General features: G+C 57.0%; 13 protein-coding genes and 2 pseudogenes. 9 read left to right on the top strand and 6 right to left on the bottom strand.

The window, feature by feature from the left end; all coding sequences use genetic code 11:
- The first annotated feature begins 2 nt into the window (after window positions 1-2).
- From ACYUCQ_RS02215 to ACYUCQ_RS02195, 5 genes and pseudogenes are all read left to right on the top strand, one after another.
- A complete protein-coding gene (locus ACYUCQ_RS02215) occupies window positions 3-509 on the top strand; it encodes a hypothetical protein (RefSeq protein ID WP_460252865.1) in 507 nt (168 codons plus the stop codon).
- On the top strand, window positions 502-891 hold the full coding sequence (locus ACYUCQ_RS02210) for a hypothetical protein (protein WP_460252864.1): 390 nt from the start codon (window positions 502-504) through the stop codon (window positions 889-891). The genes ACYUCQ_RS02215 and ACYUCQ_RS02210 overlap by 8 nt, the downstream gene beginning before the upstream one ends.
- Window positions 873-1,298: pseudogene (locus ACYUCQ_RS02205) on the top strand (relaxase/mobilization nuclease domain-containing protein); the annotation flags it as partial. The gene ACYUCQ_RS02210 and the pseudogene ACYUCQ_RS02205, both read left to right, overlap by 19 nt.
- 463 nt (window positions 1,299-1,761) lie before the next feature.
- A complete protein-coding gene (locus ACYUCQ_RS02200; RefSeq protein WP_460253227.1) occupies window positions 1,762-2,175 on the top strand; it encodes a hypothetical protein in 414 nt (137 codons plus the stop codon).
- 656 nt (window positions 2,176-2,831) lie between these two features.
- On the top strand, window positions 2,832-5,642 hold the full coding sequence (locus ACYUCQ_RS02195) for an adenylate/guanylate cyclase domain-containing protein (protein WP_460252863.1): 2,811 nt from the start codon (window positions 2,832-2,834) through the stop codon (window positions 5,640-5,642).
- A gap of 52 nt (window positions 5,643-5,694) precedes the next feature.
- Here the strand turns inward: ACYUCQ_RS02195 and ACYUCQ_RS02190 are convergent, their stop codons facing one another.
- Window positions 5,695-5,898 (bottom strand): hypothetical protein, encoded by a 204-nt coding sequence (locus tag ACYUCQ_RS02190; RefSeq protein ID WP_460252862.1) that lies wholly within the window; start codon window positions 5,896-5,898, stop codon window positions 5,695-5,697.
- An 848-nt stretch (window positions 5,899-6,746) separates the two neighbouring features.
- On the opposite strand from ACYUCQ_RS02190, the gene ACYUCQ_RS02185 reads away from it, so the two are divergent.
- Window positions 6,747-9,635, top strand: coding sequence for an EAL domain-containing protein (locus tag ACYUCQ_RS02185; protein ID WP_460252861.1), 2,889 nt, complete (start codon window positions 6,747-6,749; stop codon window positions 9,633-9,635).
- On the opposite strand, the gene ACYUCQ_RS02180 is transcribed toward ACYUCQ_RS02185, so the two are convergent.
- Both ACYUCQ_RS02180 and ACYUCQ_RS02175 read right to left on the bottom strand, forming a co-directional pair.
- Entirely contained in the window at window positions 9,629-9,757 is a 129-nt protein-coding gene (locus tag ACYUCQ_RS02180; RefSeq protein WP_460252860.1) for a hypothetical protein, read from the bottom strand. The genes ACYUCQ_RS02185 and ACYUCQ_RS02180 overlap by 7 nt on opposite strands.
- 41 nt (window positions 9,758-9,798) lie before the next feature.
- Complete coding sequence (locus ACYUCQ_RS02175) at window positions 9,799-10,461, bottom strand: ArsR/SmtB family transcription factor (protein ID WP_460252859.1); 663 nt, start codon at window positions 10,459-10,461, stop codon at window positions 9,799-9,801.
- An 83-nt stretch (window positions 10,462-10,544) separates the two neighbouring features.
- Between ACYUCQ_RS02175 and ACYUCQ_RS02170 the strand changes: the two genes are divergently transcribed.
- The 3 genes from ACYUCQ_RS02170 to ACYUCQ_RS02160 are packed head-to-tail and all read left to right on the top strand — an operon-like array spanning window position 10,545 to window position 12,946.
- Window positions 10,545-11,825 (top strand): MFS transporter, encoded by a 1,281-nt coding sequence (locus ACYUCQ_RS02170; RefSeq protein ID WP_460252858.1) that lies wholly within the window; start codon window positions 10,545-10,547, stop codon window positions 11,823-11,825.
- Complete coding sequence (locus ACYUCQ_RS02165; RefSeq protein ID WP_460252857.1) at window positions 11,788-12,396, top strand: hypothetical protein; 609 nt, start codon at window positions 11,788-11,790, stop codon at window positions 12,394-12,396. The genes ACYUCQ_RS02170 and ACYUCQ_RS02165 overlap by 38 nt, the downstream gene beginning before the upstream one ends.
- Complete coding sequence (locus ACYUCQ_RS02160) at window positions 12,341-12,946, top strand: TlpA family protein disulfide reductase (RefSeq protein ID WP_460252856.1); 606 nt, start codon at window positions 12,341-12,343, stop codon at window positions 12,944-12,946. The genes ACYUCQ_RS02165 and ACYUCQ_RS02160 overlap by 56 nt, the downstream gene beginning before the upstream one ends.
- Window positions 12,947-13,120: 174 nt before the next feature.
- On the opposite strand, the gene maiA is transcribed toward ACYUCQ_RS02160, so the two are convergent.
- From maiA to ACYUCQ_RS02145, 3 genes and pseudogenes are all read right to left on the bottom strand, one after another.
- Entirely contained in the window at window positions 13,121-13,795 is a 675-nt protein-coding gene (gene maiA, locus ACYUCQ_RS02155) for a maleylacetoacetate isomerase (RefSeq protein ID WP_460252855.1), read from the bottom strand.
- Between the two features lie 73 nt (window positions 13,796-13,868).
- Window positions 13,869-13,991 (bottom strand): annotated as a pseudogene (locus ACYUCQ_RS02150) (IS630 family transposase); the annotation flags it as partial.
- Between the two features lie 62 nt (window positions 13,992-14,053).
- Entirely contained in the window at window positions 14,054-14,317 is a 264-nt protein-coding gene (locus ACYUCQ_RS02145) for a helix-turn-helix domain-containing protein (RefSeq protein ID WP_460252854.1), read from the bottom strand.
- Window positions 14,318-14,542 lie beyond the last annotated feature (225 nt).

Below are 14,542 nucleotides of genomic sequence, written 5' to 3'. Positions count from 1 at the left end.
ACATGGGTCAGTTAAAATTATCCGGATTTAAGTACCGAAATTCTCCGACCACGTGCGCCGCTCTTAATATACCGATCAGATTTAATATACCGGTTAAGGATGCGGCTTATTTTAACCAAAGGCTGGCTGATAATTTATGGGCGGGACTTATGGCGCTCGGCTATAGATTTATAAAAATAGATTTTTATAATCTCGGATTTAGGGTTCGTATAAATTTAAGGTCGTCAGGCGACCCCGATATTAAATTAGGGGCGAAGGTAAAATCCAAACTTAATTTTATCTTTAGCGATAATGCGGTTATATATTTTTATGAGATTTTAAATTTTCAGCGATTTTATTTTATCTTATCCGGCGTAATCACTTCCGGGTTTTGGGCTTGCCACCGGTTGTGGGCACTTAATGAGTGCTTAGCCAGCCATATCGGCGTATCCGCGCGTCACCGGATATCGAGTTTGGGATTCGATTATCTCGACGCTGTGAGTGGCGGGGAAGGGGGCTTCGATGGCTAGGCGTGGCAGTGAAACGCGCCGCTTGCCGGGGCAGGTCCTGGTGCGATTGACCAGCGAGCAACATGCCGCAGTGGTTTCCCGAGCCGAAGCTGCGCGAGTGTCGACCGCGACGTGGTTACGGCGGTTGATTGCGGATGCCATTGGCGTGGAGCGAGGCCCGGTGACGAGCAGGGCAATACCGCCGGCGATTGTTCTTGAAATCGCGCATCTGCGAGTAGCCGCCGGAGAGATCAGTGACGCGATCTATAACGCGGCGAAGGTGGTGCGCGAGCAAGGTTATGAAGACGATTACGCGGCGATCCGGTCACGATTAGATGACGTTAAAAAAATTGTCTTCGAACTTGATCGATTGAAGGAAAAGCTATGGCCGCCAGCGGCGTGATTTCGGGTGCAACCAGGGGCCCCGGTGGATCTGCCTTGGCACGTCACCTCGCGGATAGGCACCGCGAGCCCGAGAATGATATTACGCGACTGGGTGAGTGCCGCGGTGTTGTAAGCACAACAATAGAAGACGCGATCATTGAGTTGACGCGCATCGTCTCGCATGCGGTCTCGCGCCAGTCGATTTATCATGTCCATGTTGATCCTGAGCAACCATGGACCGAGCAGCAATGGGGTCGGTTCTGGATTTTGTTCGAAACTGAATTTGCGTTTGAGCGGCAACCTTTTGTCGAAGCGGTGCATGAAAAGCATGGGCGTGAGCACCGCCATCGGGCGTATTCCCGGGTTCGCCCTTCGGGCACGGTTATACCGCTTGGTCATGATTATGCCCGCCGCGAGAAAATTTGCAGGTTGGCGGAATTCGAATTCGCAGGGCGACATGTGCCTGGCGCGCATAATCGGGCGGTCGTAGCGGCGTTGCGGCGCGCTGGGATTACGGATTGTGCGGATTCGATTGAAGCAGCGGGGCTGACCACGATACCCAAGCCGGTGGCCCGCATGACGCCCAAGCAACGGCATCAATCGGCAAACACCCGCATTGACCCGGTTGATGTCGCCAATGTGGCATTCCGCGTTTGGCGACAAAGTCCAACCGAGAGATTGGTCGAGCATTTTGCCTTGGAGGGACTTTGTCTCTGCCAAGGGGACCGCGTGCCGGTTCTCGTCGATCTGGCGGGGGGTGTGCATAGTCTGACGCGTGTCATCGGCTGGGCGAGTGCTGCAGCGGGTCAGCGGATACGGGCAGCCGACGTGTTTGCACGGATCACTGATCTTTCTCTTTTACGGATATCAAACCAAGGAGCCGACTATCATGACCGAAACGACCCAATTGAATATCCTTCGGATCTGGACGCCCAAGATCATGCTTCACCTGCTGAAATACGGGGTTTCGGCGGAGCGGCGGCAGATTCGAGAAAAGGTGGTGAGAAAAATCGATCAGCGAGGTTTGAACCTAACGGATGCGGCAACGCTGGAAACGTTCGCGAATTCGGAGGCTATCAAGGTGCAGATGCAAAATCTTCTGACACCGAGACCGGGCGAACGGAGCAATTTGGACAAAATACTCGATTTTCTGGAGGTCCTGGCGCGGTCCAACAAAGAAATTCTCGACGGTCAGGCCCAACTGGCCGAGCGGTTGGCCGAAGTCGAATTGCAGATTTCCGCGTTGAACGCCTTCTCTCCGATGGCCCTCTCGCACGAAAAATCGAAGGACTCTCAATGCTGATCGACATTCTGGATCCGGGTGTTCGAATGCGCAGGCAGAGCGAGGATCTGAGGGTTGAAGCCATGCTCAATCAAACCGGATTTGCATCAAAGTTGGCTGGGGTTGAGCGGCTTATCAGGCCGCTCCTCAACACGATTTGGCGGATGGCCAAGCCGATATTTGGCTCGACCGCGGTTAATGATCCACCATGTCGGCGAGGTGGGCAGTCTGGCCCCGATCACCAAGCCGAATTCAGCCATGATTTTGGGCCTTGATGTTGGCGGGTCGGTGATGTGAGCCTCGGCGCAGTCGGCGCGGTGCCTTGAACCGCCTGTACCAGCGCTGTGCTGGGGCGGGCTGTCCGAGGCGCTGATGGCAACAGAAATGAGCCGGATGGTTATGGGTATAGCATGTATCAACGGTTCGTGATCTCGCAGTAATATTATGAAGTGAGAAGCAGGCGGACATAGGTCACTTTTAAGTCCTGCACCAAGCCTGCATTCGTCTCGGCAATGGTCGGTTGGTCCGAACGGACCCAAAATCACGCGTTGCGTCGTCTGCATCGCGATCAGCCCTTGCGCCATCGCCTGCCTCGCATTTTCGTTTGCCACGCGAATGAAGCGTCCGGTATGGTGGCGCGAGCATTATTCGATGAAGCCGCGCCGACTGGGAGCCTGATGGATCATTTAATTGATATTAATGCGCGGGCGGACACGCTTTACGTGTTCTTATTTACCGATATTGAAGGCTCCACTCAGCGCTGGGCGCGCTATCCGGAGGCGATGGGGGCGGCGATGGCGCGGCATGATGCGCTGCTGCGCGAAGGGGTGGCGGCGGCGGGTGGTGCGGTGTTCAAGACTACGGGCGATGGCGGCTGCGCGGTGTTTGCCCGAATCCCGGCGGCGCTGACAGCGGCGGCCTTACTGCAGACGCGCTTGGGCGGAGAAAATTTTGCGGCGGTGGGCGGGTTAAAATTCCGGATTGGCGTGCATACCGGGCCGGCGGAATTTCGGGATGATGATTATTTTGGCCTGACCTTGGGGCGCACCGCACGGATTATGGCGGCGGGGCATGGCGGGCAAATTCTGGTCTCGGCTGCCGTGGCGATGGCGGTGACAGCGGGGGCGGGCGGCGTGCCGGAGCCTTATGCGCTGCAGAGCCTCGGGATGCACCGGCTCAAGGATTTGGGCCAGGCTGAAGAAATTTTCCAGCTTACTGGGCCGGGATTGGCGACAGGGTTTCCGCCGCTGCGGACGCTGAATGCCAGGCCGCATAATCTGCCCGAGCAGACGAGCACGCTGATTGGCCGGGAGGGGGCGCTTGCGGATCTGCGCGGCTTGCTGGCGCGCCACAGGCTGGTGACCGTGCTTGGCCCTGGCGGGATTGGCAAAACCCGGCTCGCGCTACAGAGCGCTGCCGAGGCGCTGGAGAACTATGCGGATGGGGTGTGGCTGGTGGAGCTGGCGGGGGTAAGCCAGGGCGAGCAGGTGGCGTCGAGTGCGGCGGCGGCGCTGAATATTGCGCTGAACGGCAGTGGGAATGCGGCGGAGCAATTCGCATCGGCGCTGCGCGGGGCCGCGATGCTGATTATTCTGGATAATTGCGAGCATTTGATTGAGGCGGCGGCGGCGCTGGCGGATGCGGTTTTGCGGCGCAATCCGGGTGTGACGATCCTGGCCACCAGCCGCAGCCCGTTGGGGCTGCCGGGCGAGCAAAGTTTTGCTCTGCCCACCCTCGCGGTGCCGGAACCTGACGCGATTGCCGGGATGACGGTGGCGGATGCTGCGACCTATGCTGGCATCGAATTATTCGTGGCGCGGGCGAATTTGGTGCAGCCGGGCTTTGCGCTGGCGGCGGATAATGCGGCGGATATTGCTGCGATTTGCCAGCGGCTGGACGGGATTGCCTTGGCGATTGAGTTGGCGGCGGCGCGCATTCGGCTGATGCGGCCAAAGGATTTGCTAGCGCGGCTGAATGATCGGTTCCGGCTGCTGACGGGTGGGGCGCGCACCCATTTGCCGCGACAGCAGACATTGCGGGCGCTGATTGATTGGAGTTTTGCGCTGCTGAGCGAGCAGGAGCGGATTGCGTTCCGGCGGCTGGGGGTGTTTGCGGGCAGTTTTGACCTGTCCGCCGCGGAGGCGGTGCTGGCGGGGGGCGACATTGAGGCGCTGGAAGTGCTGGATTTGGTGGCGAGCCTGCTGGATAAATCGCTGGTGACGCGGCTGCCCGCCGCGGGCGCGGAGCCGCGTTACCGACTGTTGGACAGCACGCGGGCTTATGCGCTGGAGGCATTGGCGCAAGCGGGTGAGGCCCAGGCACTCCGCCGCGCCCACGCCGAATATATGGTCACATTATTCGGTGCGGCCCAGGACCGCTTCTGGGACACGGATACGCTGATCTGGCGGGCATCGGTGGAGCCTGAGATTGAGAATTTGCTGGTGGCGCTGGAGTGGGCGTTTAGCGATGCGGGGGATGGCGCGATCGCGATTGCCCTCGCGGCGCGCTTGGAGCCCCTGCGACAACAGGCTTTGCTCGCGGACCCCACTTATTTCGCTTTTGTGCGAGAAGCGATCACCAAGCTGACGCCTGACACGCCGACCAAGGATGCCGCCCGGCTCTGGCGAGCTCTTTCGTCTGATCAATCTGCGGGTGCGCGGGCCTGCACGACGGCCGCTGAGACAGCGCGGGCTTTGTATGAGATGCTGCAAGACAGGCCCATGGCTGGGTGGGCAGCATCCAGGACCGCATTTTTGCTCCTCCGTGCGGGGGATGAGGCTGGGGCGCGGCGCTCTGCAGAAGCGGCACGGGCGATATTGCCAACCATCAAGCCAAACCTGATCCAAGCGGGGATGCTGGGTCAACTCGCAGCCTATCAATATCTTGCTGGTTCGGACGCAGCAGCGATGGACGCGGCGCGCCGGGATTTTGCGGCTTCTTTGGCGATTCATGAAAAATTCAACAACCAGAACGGGGTGCTTACTGTCTCTGGCAACCTGGCTGAACTCCAGGCTACGCTTGGGGATTATGATGGTGCGATCGCGAGCGTAAAGCGTAACTCGGCTCTAAGCCGCGCCCGACGTGACTGGTATAATCTCACCGGCGACCTTGTGAACCTGACGAGCTATGCGCTGCTGGCGGGAGATGATGCGGCGGCGGTTCAGGCGGCGCGAGAGGCGGTGCCCTTGGTCATCGAGATGGAGGATCACGCGATCGGCGCTTGCTTCACGGGCGACTTGGCGCTGCTGGCGACACGGGCGGGCGCGCTGGCGGTGGCGGCACAACTCGCGGGACATACCGAGCATTTTTGGACCGTGCATCAACAGATCATGGACCCCACCGAGCAGAGTGTGTGGGATGCGCTGATGGCACTGTTCGAAGCGGCGGCGGTGGCGGGCACGCTGCCTGCGGAAACTCGCGCCGCTCTGATGGCGCAAGGGGCCACCTTATCGCTCCGTGCGGCGCTGGAGCTGAAATTCGGGCTGTAGGATACTCGGGAGCGGTGCGAAATTTGGTGCGGCGATTGGTGCGGCGCGATAATTACATGAACAGGAACACAGCGCCGGTGATCAGGGTGACGGCGGTGGCGGCCAGGGTGCCGACATATTTGATCCGGAGCGCTATGTCGAAATCCCGATCGACAATGGTTTGCGGGCGCGAAAAAGCGATTTTTGCGTCGGCGCGAAAGGGCTTGGCGGGAAGGGCGGTGCTGGTGACGGCGGGGGTGGGGGCGATGGTGGTCATGGCGGTTGCTCCTGGCGGGGTGTGGGTTGGGGTGTGAAGCGTTGAGATGATGGATAGCGCGGGGGCGGGCGCAAAGATGTGATATTTAGCACATTAGACGCATGATCGGGTGAATTTTGGCGCTGCGGGGCGGGTGCCGTGGCGAGACTGTCCTTCGTTAGATGCGCCTTGCCGCCACGACGGCTGCCGCGCTGCACTTCGCGACCAACCATTCCCAGCAATGCGTCGCTGTCGTCTTCAACACGCCGGATGATCATGGGAGAGAATGCCAGGGCAATCTCTAAAATTTAAGGCTCAAACATGGTTTCCGACGTGGCTCGAAATGTAACATAACATCGAATTTGACCCCGCTGAGAGCTTGACAACCGAGAGTTGTTGTTTGACATGTAAAAAGATATTAAGGTTGTAGAAAAATCAATTCACAAAGGGGGTTGGGTATGGATTCGCGTAATGGGGGCAAACAATCGTTCGGACACGGGCGCCCGGGTGAATCAAACGTATTGGTGGATCGTCGTCGTCCGGGAAGGATGAACGATATAAATCCTGCCCTCTATGATCTGCTACGAGGAAACCAAGTCGATAGGACTGAGTTGAGCAGCCTGATCGCAAAGGATCGTTCAAACAATTTCGCGGGCGACGGTCTCGTCGAAGACAACCTCAGAGAGGCGCGTGGCGTTTTAAGCGCTCTCATAATATCCGTTATGATCTGGGCTTTGATTTTTGGGTTTCTGGCATTCATTTTTGACATTTTTAATTAGTCGGAAATGGCGATAATACGCCGTGTCTTGGTAGAATCTCACAATATCAGACATAAAACGACCACTGGCCCCTGCTAGATCGGAAACCTAATGACGGCGTTCAACGGCCGAAAAGTCGATGACTTTTCGGATATCGGGTTGCAGGCGATCGACTGCAGCGGTCTTGGCGTTTGGGATCGGAACATTTTGACTGGCGAGATTCGTTATTCGCGCAGTTGGCTTGCGATCCTCGGGTATGACGATATGCCTTTACTCAGCCATATCGAGGAGAGTTACAAGCGAGTTCATCCTGACGATCTCGCTTTTGTCCAGGCCCAAATCAAAGCGCATTGCGAGGGTGAGACCACGATGTACGAGGTCGAACATCGCCTGCGCTGCCGCGATGGTTCGTATAAATGGGTCATCTCCCGTGGCAAGATCATCGAGCATGATGCCACCGGCCGTCCTCTGCGGATGGTGGGCACGACGATGGACATTACACGTCTGCGCGAATTGGCTGAAGATTTGAAAGCGCAAAATATTCGGGCTGAGGAAGACGCGCGGCGGTTGTCCCTCCTCATGGACGAATTGATCCAGAAAGGTGACGAGCTTGCGGCCGCGCATCGGTTGGCCCGAATGGGCGCCTGGCGGTGGGATTTGTTGAAGCGCTGCCTATGGTTCTCGGCCGAAGTCTGGTGGATGATGGGACTGCGGCCTCGGGACGAGCCGGTCAGCTATGAGCGGATGCGACAAATTTTTCATCCCGACGATTACGATGCCGTGATGGCTCGCTTCTATGAAGCCGTGAAGACAAAGACGGCGATCAAATCGGAATATCGGATCGTCTATCCCGACGGCTCTATTCGCAATATTTTAACCTACGCGGAGCCTATTGCCGGCCCTGACGGGCAGATTCTCAGTCTCCGAGGGACGTCTCAAGATGTCACCGAACATCGGCAGATCGAAACGGCCCTCAGAGAAAGTGAAGACCATTATCGCCATATGGTTGAACTCCATCCGCAAATCCCGTGGCTCGCCGCACCGGATGGCGCGATTATCGAGGTCGGCCCCCAGTGGCATATCATTACCGGCATCGCTCTTGATCAGACACTACCCAATGGTTGGCTAGAGGCGGTCATCGAGGAAGATCGCCCAGCGATCATTGCAGCGTGGCAAGATTGTCTTCAATCGGGCAAAAGGCTTGATACCGAATATCGATTGCGCCTGGTCAATGGTGATCATGGTTGGTTTCGCGCCCGGGCTTCGGCTCGTTTTGATGACCGCGGCAAAATTATTCGTTGGTATGGCACACTCGAAGATGTGACTGATCGGCATCTCGCCGAGACCGCTCGACGAGCAGCGGAGGCGGCTGCGTTTCGGGTGCTGGAAGCAACCAGCGATGCGGTCATCATATGCGATCGCAGTCAGCGCGTGATTTTTGCAAATAGAAAATTCGGTATCAAGCTCGGATTGTCGGGCGACCTCAAGGGGAAGACATTAAGCGATCTATTTGGCGAAGCCCATGCAAGGAAAATCAGGTGCACGGTGGGCAAAGCTCTCAAAAACGAGACAAGTCGGCCGATGGAGATTTTCTGGCCCCCTACCGATCTATGGCTAGAGGTCGCCATCGTTAATAACGACGATGAAATCTCTCTTTTCATGCGGGATATTACCGAGCGCCGTGCAGCACAACAGCAGCTACGATATGCTGCTACGCATGACATGATGACGGGTGCTGTCACCCGTGAGACACAGGTCAAGCAACTTGAAATTCACCTATCACAACAAAATCCAGTGGAATCGGTCGCACTGCTTTTTGTCGACGTCGATTTTTTTAAAGAAATCAACGATACTTATGGCCATACCGTTGGTGATAGTATCCTCATCGAAATTGCGACCCGTTTGAAGTCGTGTCTGCGGGAAACAGACATTCTCGCGCGGACCGGTGGCGATGAATTCGTCGTTATGCTGACCGGGATCCGGAACTTGAAGGGTGTAATGGCGTTCGCCGATCGGGTTATTGCCGCGATCCAAAACCCGATTGAACTCGACGAGCATATTTTGTCGTGCACCGTGTCGATCGGCATCGCGATCTCAACGCCCGATAGCACCCCTAAAGATATTTACCGGCAGGCAGATCTCGCGCTGCACGAGGTAAAAAAATCGAACCGGGGCAGCTATCAGCTATTTCAGCCGCAGATGCAGAATGCATTCGAGTTGAGAGGCAATATACGGCGGGAACTCAAGATCGCGTTGGAGCGCAACCAGTTTGAACTGATGTTTCAGCCCATCGTGCAGCTATCAGACCAACAGATTGTGGGCGTCGAAACTCTCCTTCGCTGGCGTCATCCAGATCGCGGCCTCATCTCACCAACTCAGTTCATTCCCATCGCGGAAGAAAGTGGTCTTATTCGTGAACTCGGCACGTGGGTTTTGCATCGTGCCTGTGTGGCGGCTCTCGAGTGGCCAGACTCAGTGATGGTCTCGGTCAATGTTTCGCCGCGCCAATTGGAGCCTGGAGGCTTCGTATCGGTGGTTAAGGAAGCCTTGCGTGTATCGGGGCTGCCAGCAAGGCGACTAAAACTCGAAGTGACCGAGTCTGTTCTCGTTGCCAATCATGAAGCAAACATACGGACCCTGCAGGACCTGAGAGGGTTGGGTGTCAGTCTCGTTCTGGATGATTTTGGGGTGGGCTATTCCTCACTATCGTATCTGAATACGTTTCGCTTCGATTTCCTAAAAATCGACAAAGAATTCATATCAACCGTGCGAAGCCGCGACGACCGCCAGCCGGTATTCGAGGCTATTATGGGTATGGCGACGGCCCTGAATCTTCTTGTTACAGCCGAAGGGGTCGAAACCCAGGGCCAACTTGATTTCGTTACCCAACAGGGCGTTTCTTTCGTGCAAGGTTATTTTTTCGGTCGCCCCTTGTCCGCAAACGCCATACGTGCACGTTTGAAGCAATACGTTGGACACCCTGCGACCATCCATCATTGATGAATGGCGCTCCCGTCGCGTTGGAGCAGGGCAATCAGCGGCTCGCCAGCCTTGATCTTGCGCGTCGGGCACGCGACAAAAAAGTTGCTCATGTCTACCTTGGCATTTGCCCGAGTGGCCATCAGTTGGAATTGGCATCCCAGACCCAACCACGGAACCGGCGTCACGGTTCGACCGATAACCCTGCCGTCCGCCATTCGGGTAGTCCATCTTCCAGGCGGCGAACCTCGAAACCCTGCGCCCGCAGGAATGCGACGGCTTCAACCGAGAACACGCAATATGGCCCGCGGCAATAGGCCACGATTAATCGATTGCGCGGTAAGCCCGCCATCCGCGCCTCGAGCTCGCTAAGTGGGATATTGATGGCGGTGGGGATATGCCCCTTTGCATATTCGTCGTCGGGGCGGACATCGATGAGCAATACGTCATCCGCTTTGATCCGTGCCAGTAACTCGGCGCGCGTTAGTGGCTCCAGCATATCCCGTTTGCCGAAATAGTTGGCCATAACAAGCTGGATTTCCGCGCTATTACGCTCACCAATCCGGCCCAACGCGCTCAGTAGAACGATCACATCCGTCTCACCGACCAGATGATAGATCATGCGCTTTCCCGCGCGGCGCGGCTCCGCAAGACGCGCCTTGCGCAGGATTTGCAAATGTCGCGAGGTGTTCGCAATCGACAGGCCGGTTCGCATCGCCAAGTCCTCAACGCTGAGTTCCCCCTGCGCCAGATGCTCGAGAATATCCAGCCGGCTTGCATGGCCAATCGCCTGGGCGATGTCGGCAAGGCTGGCAAAAATGCGGTGTTTCGGACTGGGGCTTGACATCACGGTGAGTTCACTCAATCATTCAACGAATATAGTGATTGAACACGATCGACGCCGTGTCAAGATCACCCACGTTGAACATCGTGAGTAGAGGGAGAACGCCCATCACCGCCAGCCTATCAGAATTACGGCGCGGCATCCGGCTGAACAAAGGTCAGTTCGGGTTGCAGGCGTGCCAAGTGTTCTTCGTTGGTCTGATCATCGGCATGGAGCGCGCCGTCTTGCCGACGCTGAGTGCGGATTTCGGCGTAAAGCCCGGTGCGTTCTTGTTCCTTGCCAGCTTCGTGCTCTCGTTCGGTTTGGTGAAGGGGGTGCTCAATCTTGTCGCGGGAACCTTGTCTGACCATTACGGTCGCAAACCCATTCTCATTGCGGGCTGGCTTGCCGGTGTGCCGATCCCGCTGCTGATTTATGCCGCGCCGAATTGGTGGTGGATTATCGTGGCCAATATCTTTCTGGGTATCAACCAGGGTTTTACCTGGACCATGACCGTGACCAGTCAGATCGATTTGGCGGCGAGCCATCAGCGCGGTCTAGCGGTGGGGATCAATGAGGCCGTTGGCTATATCGCTGTCGGGTTGGCAGGGTTTGTTGCCGCTGATCTCTCCCTGGCTTACGGGCCACGAATTGCCCTGCTCTGCTTTGGTTTGGCGACCATTGTGGCGGCGTTGGCCTTATCTACCATGCTTCGCGACACGTTGCCCTGGGTTCGGGCGGAGCATGCGCAGAGCGCGCAACCGGCAGAACCCTTGCCCGCTCCAGGCTGGGGTGCGGTCTTTATGCGGGTCTCGTTCCAGGACCAGGCAACACGCGCGCTGTGCCAGGGCGGCGTGGTCAACAAGATCGCCGATACGCTGGTCTGGGTTCTGTTCCCGATATTATTCCAAAGGGCAGGGCTTAAGCTTAGCATGATTGGGCTGATCACCGGACTTTATGCCATGGTCTGGGGTCTATCCCAACTCTGGACCGGCCATCTCGCCGATCGCATTGGACGCAAGGCACCGATTGTGACGGGTTTTATGCTGCTCGCTGGTGGCATTGCGATGACCGCATCCGGCTCGACACCCGCCATTTGGCTGGCTGCCGCCGCCCTGATGGGGGTTGGTATGGCATTGCTCTACCCGAACCTGATCGCGGCAATGTCGGACCTGACCGCACCCTTGATGCGGGGTAAAGCCTTGGGCACCTATCGCTACTGGCGCGATACAGGTTACGCGATCGGCGCGGTTCTGCTCGGCGGTGTTGCGCAACTCGCCGATGCGGTGCGCCCGGTGATGTGGCTGACCGCAGCGTTGGTTGTGATGTCAGGGCTTTGGATTGCGAAGGATGTTCGAATTGTTCGACCGAACCACCAAAAAGTCTGATATGAGTTGGGGCTTCATTCAACGCCGCGTGATTTGGGCTGTCTTGTTGGCCGGTATCGGCGTGGCCGCGAGCGCGAATGCCGCAACCATATCCCATAGAGACCCAAAATCGGGTCTGCTGACCTGGACGAATACTCAGGATGGTTTCAGTCTTTCGCTGCAACAACTGACACCCGACAATGTGCGTGCCATCTATGAGGGTATGGGCGCCTCGCCTGCAAACGTTGATCGGATCGCCAACTATTGCGTGTTCGGGACCGACGCGCGCAATAATGCTGGATCAGCAATTGCCTACAACGTCGCCACTTGGCGGGCGGTGACCCGCAATCACATTCGGCACAGGCTGCGCAGCAAACGCGGTTGGCAGCGCATTTGGCGCGCGCAGGGTGTTGATTACGGTTTTTCGATCTTTCCTGCACAGCAGACGTTTCAGCCGGGTGATTGGGGCGAAGGTTTCACCACGATCAAACTCAAACCCGGCACACGCTTTAACCTAATTTATCACTGGACTGACCATGGACATACTCACACCGCCATCCTCCGCCACGTTCAATGCGCTGACCGCAAATGAACCAAGGCATCGCACGCGCCGTAGCGCCCTGGTGACGCTGGGCGCCGCGGCTGCGGGGCTTGTGTTCACCGGGTCGGCCAAAGCCGGTATCCGTGCGCCGATGACGGCTTTGGCGCCGCGCCCGCCAGCACCTGATTTCACATTAGCCAGCGTGGCCGGCCCAACCTACTCGCTGAAACAATTTCGAGGCACGGTGGTCCTGATCAATTTCTGGGCGACTTGGTGTCCGCCATGTCGTGCCGAAATGCCGTCGATTGAACGTCTGCACCGATCGATCAAGAGCAAAGACCTTCAAATCCTGGCGTTGGATCAAGGTGAGACGCAAAGCGCTGTGTTCGCGTATCTGGGTCAATTGACGCCATCGCCAACCTTTCCGATCCTCCTCGATCAAAAGAGCAAAGTCGCAAACGCCTTTCATGTCGCGGGTATTCCAACCACGTTCTTGATCGATAAAACCGGGCATATTGCCTATAAAGCGGTCGGCGGGCGGGATTACGCCGGTCCTGACATACGATCGATTGTCGAAACGTTGATCTCGGCTAAAAAATAGAGCGCCGTCCATTCGCTACATAAGGAAACCTGTGCGCGGATCTGATTTCTTGTTGATTTCTGACTATTTTTAGGTTCGCAATATTGGGTGTTGGCAATCGAATGGACGCAATTTCTCGTAAGGAGATCGACGCGCTCGTCAATCGTGGTTAACCCATCGAGGAAACAATCGCCCTTACCCCGGGGCGCCTTGCTGGATGAACGGGTTGGCCTGCACGAACGCCGTCTGCTGCTCGCACGCGTGCATGATCCGCTCGATTGTCGGGATCGCCGCAACCTCGATCTTGAATATCCGCATCACCACGAGGATGCTCGCAAGGCAGATATCGGCAATACTCATCACGTCGCCATGGCAGAACACCCCGGTCTCCACCTCGCGCGCCAGCCGCGCCTCGACCGCCTGCAGCCCAACAGTGAACCAATGCACCTGCCAGGCCCGCCACGCCGCATCGTCGAAACCGCCGGTCCCGGTCAGATATTTCTTCACCCGCGGCGTAATCAACGGATGCGTGTCGGCCGCCAGCATCGCCGCAATCGAACGCACCCGCGCCCGCCCATGTGGGTCCACCGGCAACAGCGCCGGCGACGGATAGCTCTCCTCCAGAAACTCCAAAATCGCCAGCGACTGGGTCAATGGCACCTGGCTCTGACCCTCGCCCCGATCGATCATCGCTGGGAGCGCCCCGAGCGGATTAATCGCCAGGAACGCCGCACCTCGGTGCTCCCCGGCATCGATATCGACAAACCGCTCCGTCACCGGCAAGCCCTTCAGGTTCAGCGCGACCCGCACCCGATACGTGGCCGATGTGCGCCAGAACGCAAAAAGCTCAAATCGCGGTTCGTTTTCCATATCAAGCTCCTGTCTTTAATTTATCGCCCTGCGGGCGCGGTATTCACTCGCTAATCTTCGCCCGTGCGATCTATCTGATTGCGCTCGATATCCCGACCCCAAAACGCACTGTCGCTTGCTGTGCCGACATCCCTTCCGCCGAAGCCTTCAGAACCCGGGATCGCAAACCCCACTTTGTGCGCTCGCCATCATCCATCTCATCAAAGCAGTTATTGAATCACGTGCGTTGAAAACAAGCGTGATCAAGGGTGCCAGACCTTATCGATCCGCTTGCGTTGTTAATGTGGCTGGATCAAGAGCGTTAGGTTGATAATTCACTGTTCCGTCGGCGCCGAAAACTATTCCGATCTGTTCTAAGGCTTCTTGAATTGATCGAAGATTAGTAACGGTCAACGGCGGATCTCCATCGACCGATTCTGCCTTTACGATCGTCATGCGCGCCACCCCAGACATTTCGGCAAGGCGGGCTGCTGACAAGCGGGCATAAGCTCGAGCTGCGCGTATTTGACCACCAGAGATCATCTTCGTCCTCACGTAAAATACTTATCCCAGTCCGACGTGGCATGCCAGACGTCGATCACAATTTACATCCATTAGAAAAATTTAATAATCTTTTTGATTGTTTTAATGATCAATTTGACTAGATATGGGATGTCGGCACACCAAACCTGTAGGATGGGTTGCCGATAAAATGACTGTCATGACGGCCGGACCGTGCGCTGCAACGCGCGGCCCAGCCTAGCCCGT

The organism is Acidiphilium sp. MT5 (genome assembly GCF_054767495.1).
This window is presented reverse-complemented; position numbering and strand designations above follow the sequence as displayed.

Bases quoted from the DNA above. Each gene is read 5' to 3' on its own strand.
- ACYUCQ_RS02190 (WP_460252862.1), bottom strand. From the start codon at position 5,898: ATGACCACCATCGCCCCCACCCCCGCCGTCACCAGCACCGCCCTTCCC.
- ACYUCQ_RS02175 (WP_460252859.1), bottom strand. From the start codon at position 10,461: ATGTCAAGCCCCAGTCCGAAACACCGCATTTTTGCCAGCCTTGCCGAC.
- maiA (WP_460252855.1), bottom strand. From the start codon at position 13,795: ATGGAAAACGAACCGCGATTTGAGCTTTTTGCGTTCTGGCGCACATCG.
- ACYUCQ_RS02210 (WP_460252864.1), top strand. From the start codon at position 502: ATGGCTAGGCGTGGCAGTGAAACGCGCCGCTTGCCGGGGCAGGTCCTG.
- ACYUCQ_RS02180 (WP_460252860.1), bottom strand. From the start codon at position 9,757: ATGGCCACTCGGGCAAATGCCAAGGTAGACATGAGCAACTTTTTTGTC.
- ACYUCQ_RS02165 (WP_460252857.1), top strand. From the start codon at position 11,788: ATGTTCGAATTGTTCGACCGAACCACCAAAAAGTCTGATATGAGTTGG.
- ACYUCQ_RS02215 (WP_460252865.1), top strand. From the start codon at position 3: ATGGGTCAGTTAAAATTATCCGGATTTAAGTACCGAAATTCTCCGACC.
- ACYUCQ_RS02160 (WP_460252856.1), top strand. From the start codon at position 12,341: ATGGACATACTCACACCGCCATCCTCCGCCACGTTCAATGCGCTGACC.
- ACYUCQ_RS02200 (WP_460253227.1), top strand. From the start codon at position 1,762: ATGACCGAAACGACCCAATTGAATATCCTTCGGATCTGGACGCCCAAG.
- ACYUCQ_RS02145 (WP_460252854.1), bottom strand. From the start codon at position 14,317: ATGATCTCTGGTGGTCAAATACGCGCAGCTCGAGCTTATGCCCGCTTG.
- ACYUCQ_RS02195 (WP_460252863.1), top strand. From the start codon at position 2,832: ATGGATCATTTAATTGATATTAATGCGCGGGCGGACACGCTTTACGTG.
- ACYUCQ_RS02185 (WP_460252861.1), top strand. From the start codon at position 6,747: ATGACGGCGTTCAACGGCCGAAAAGTCGATGACTTTTCGGATATCGGG.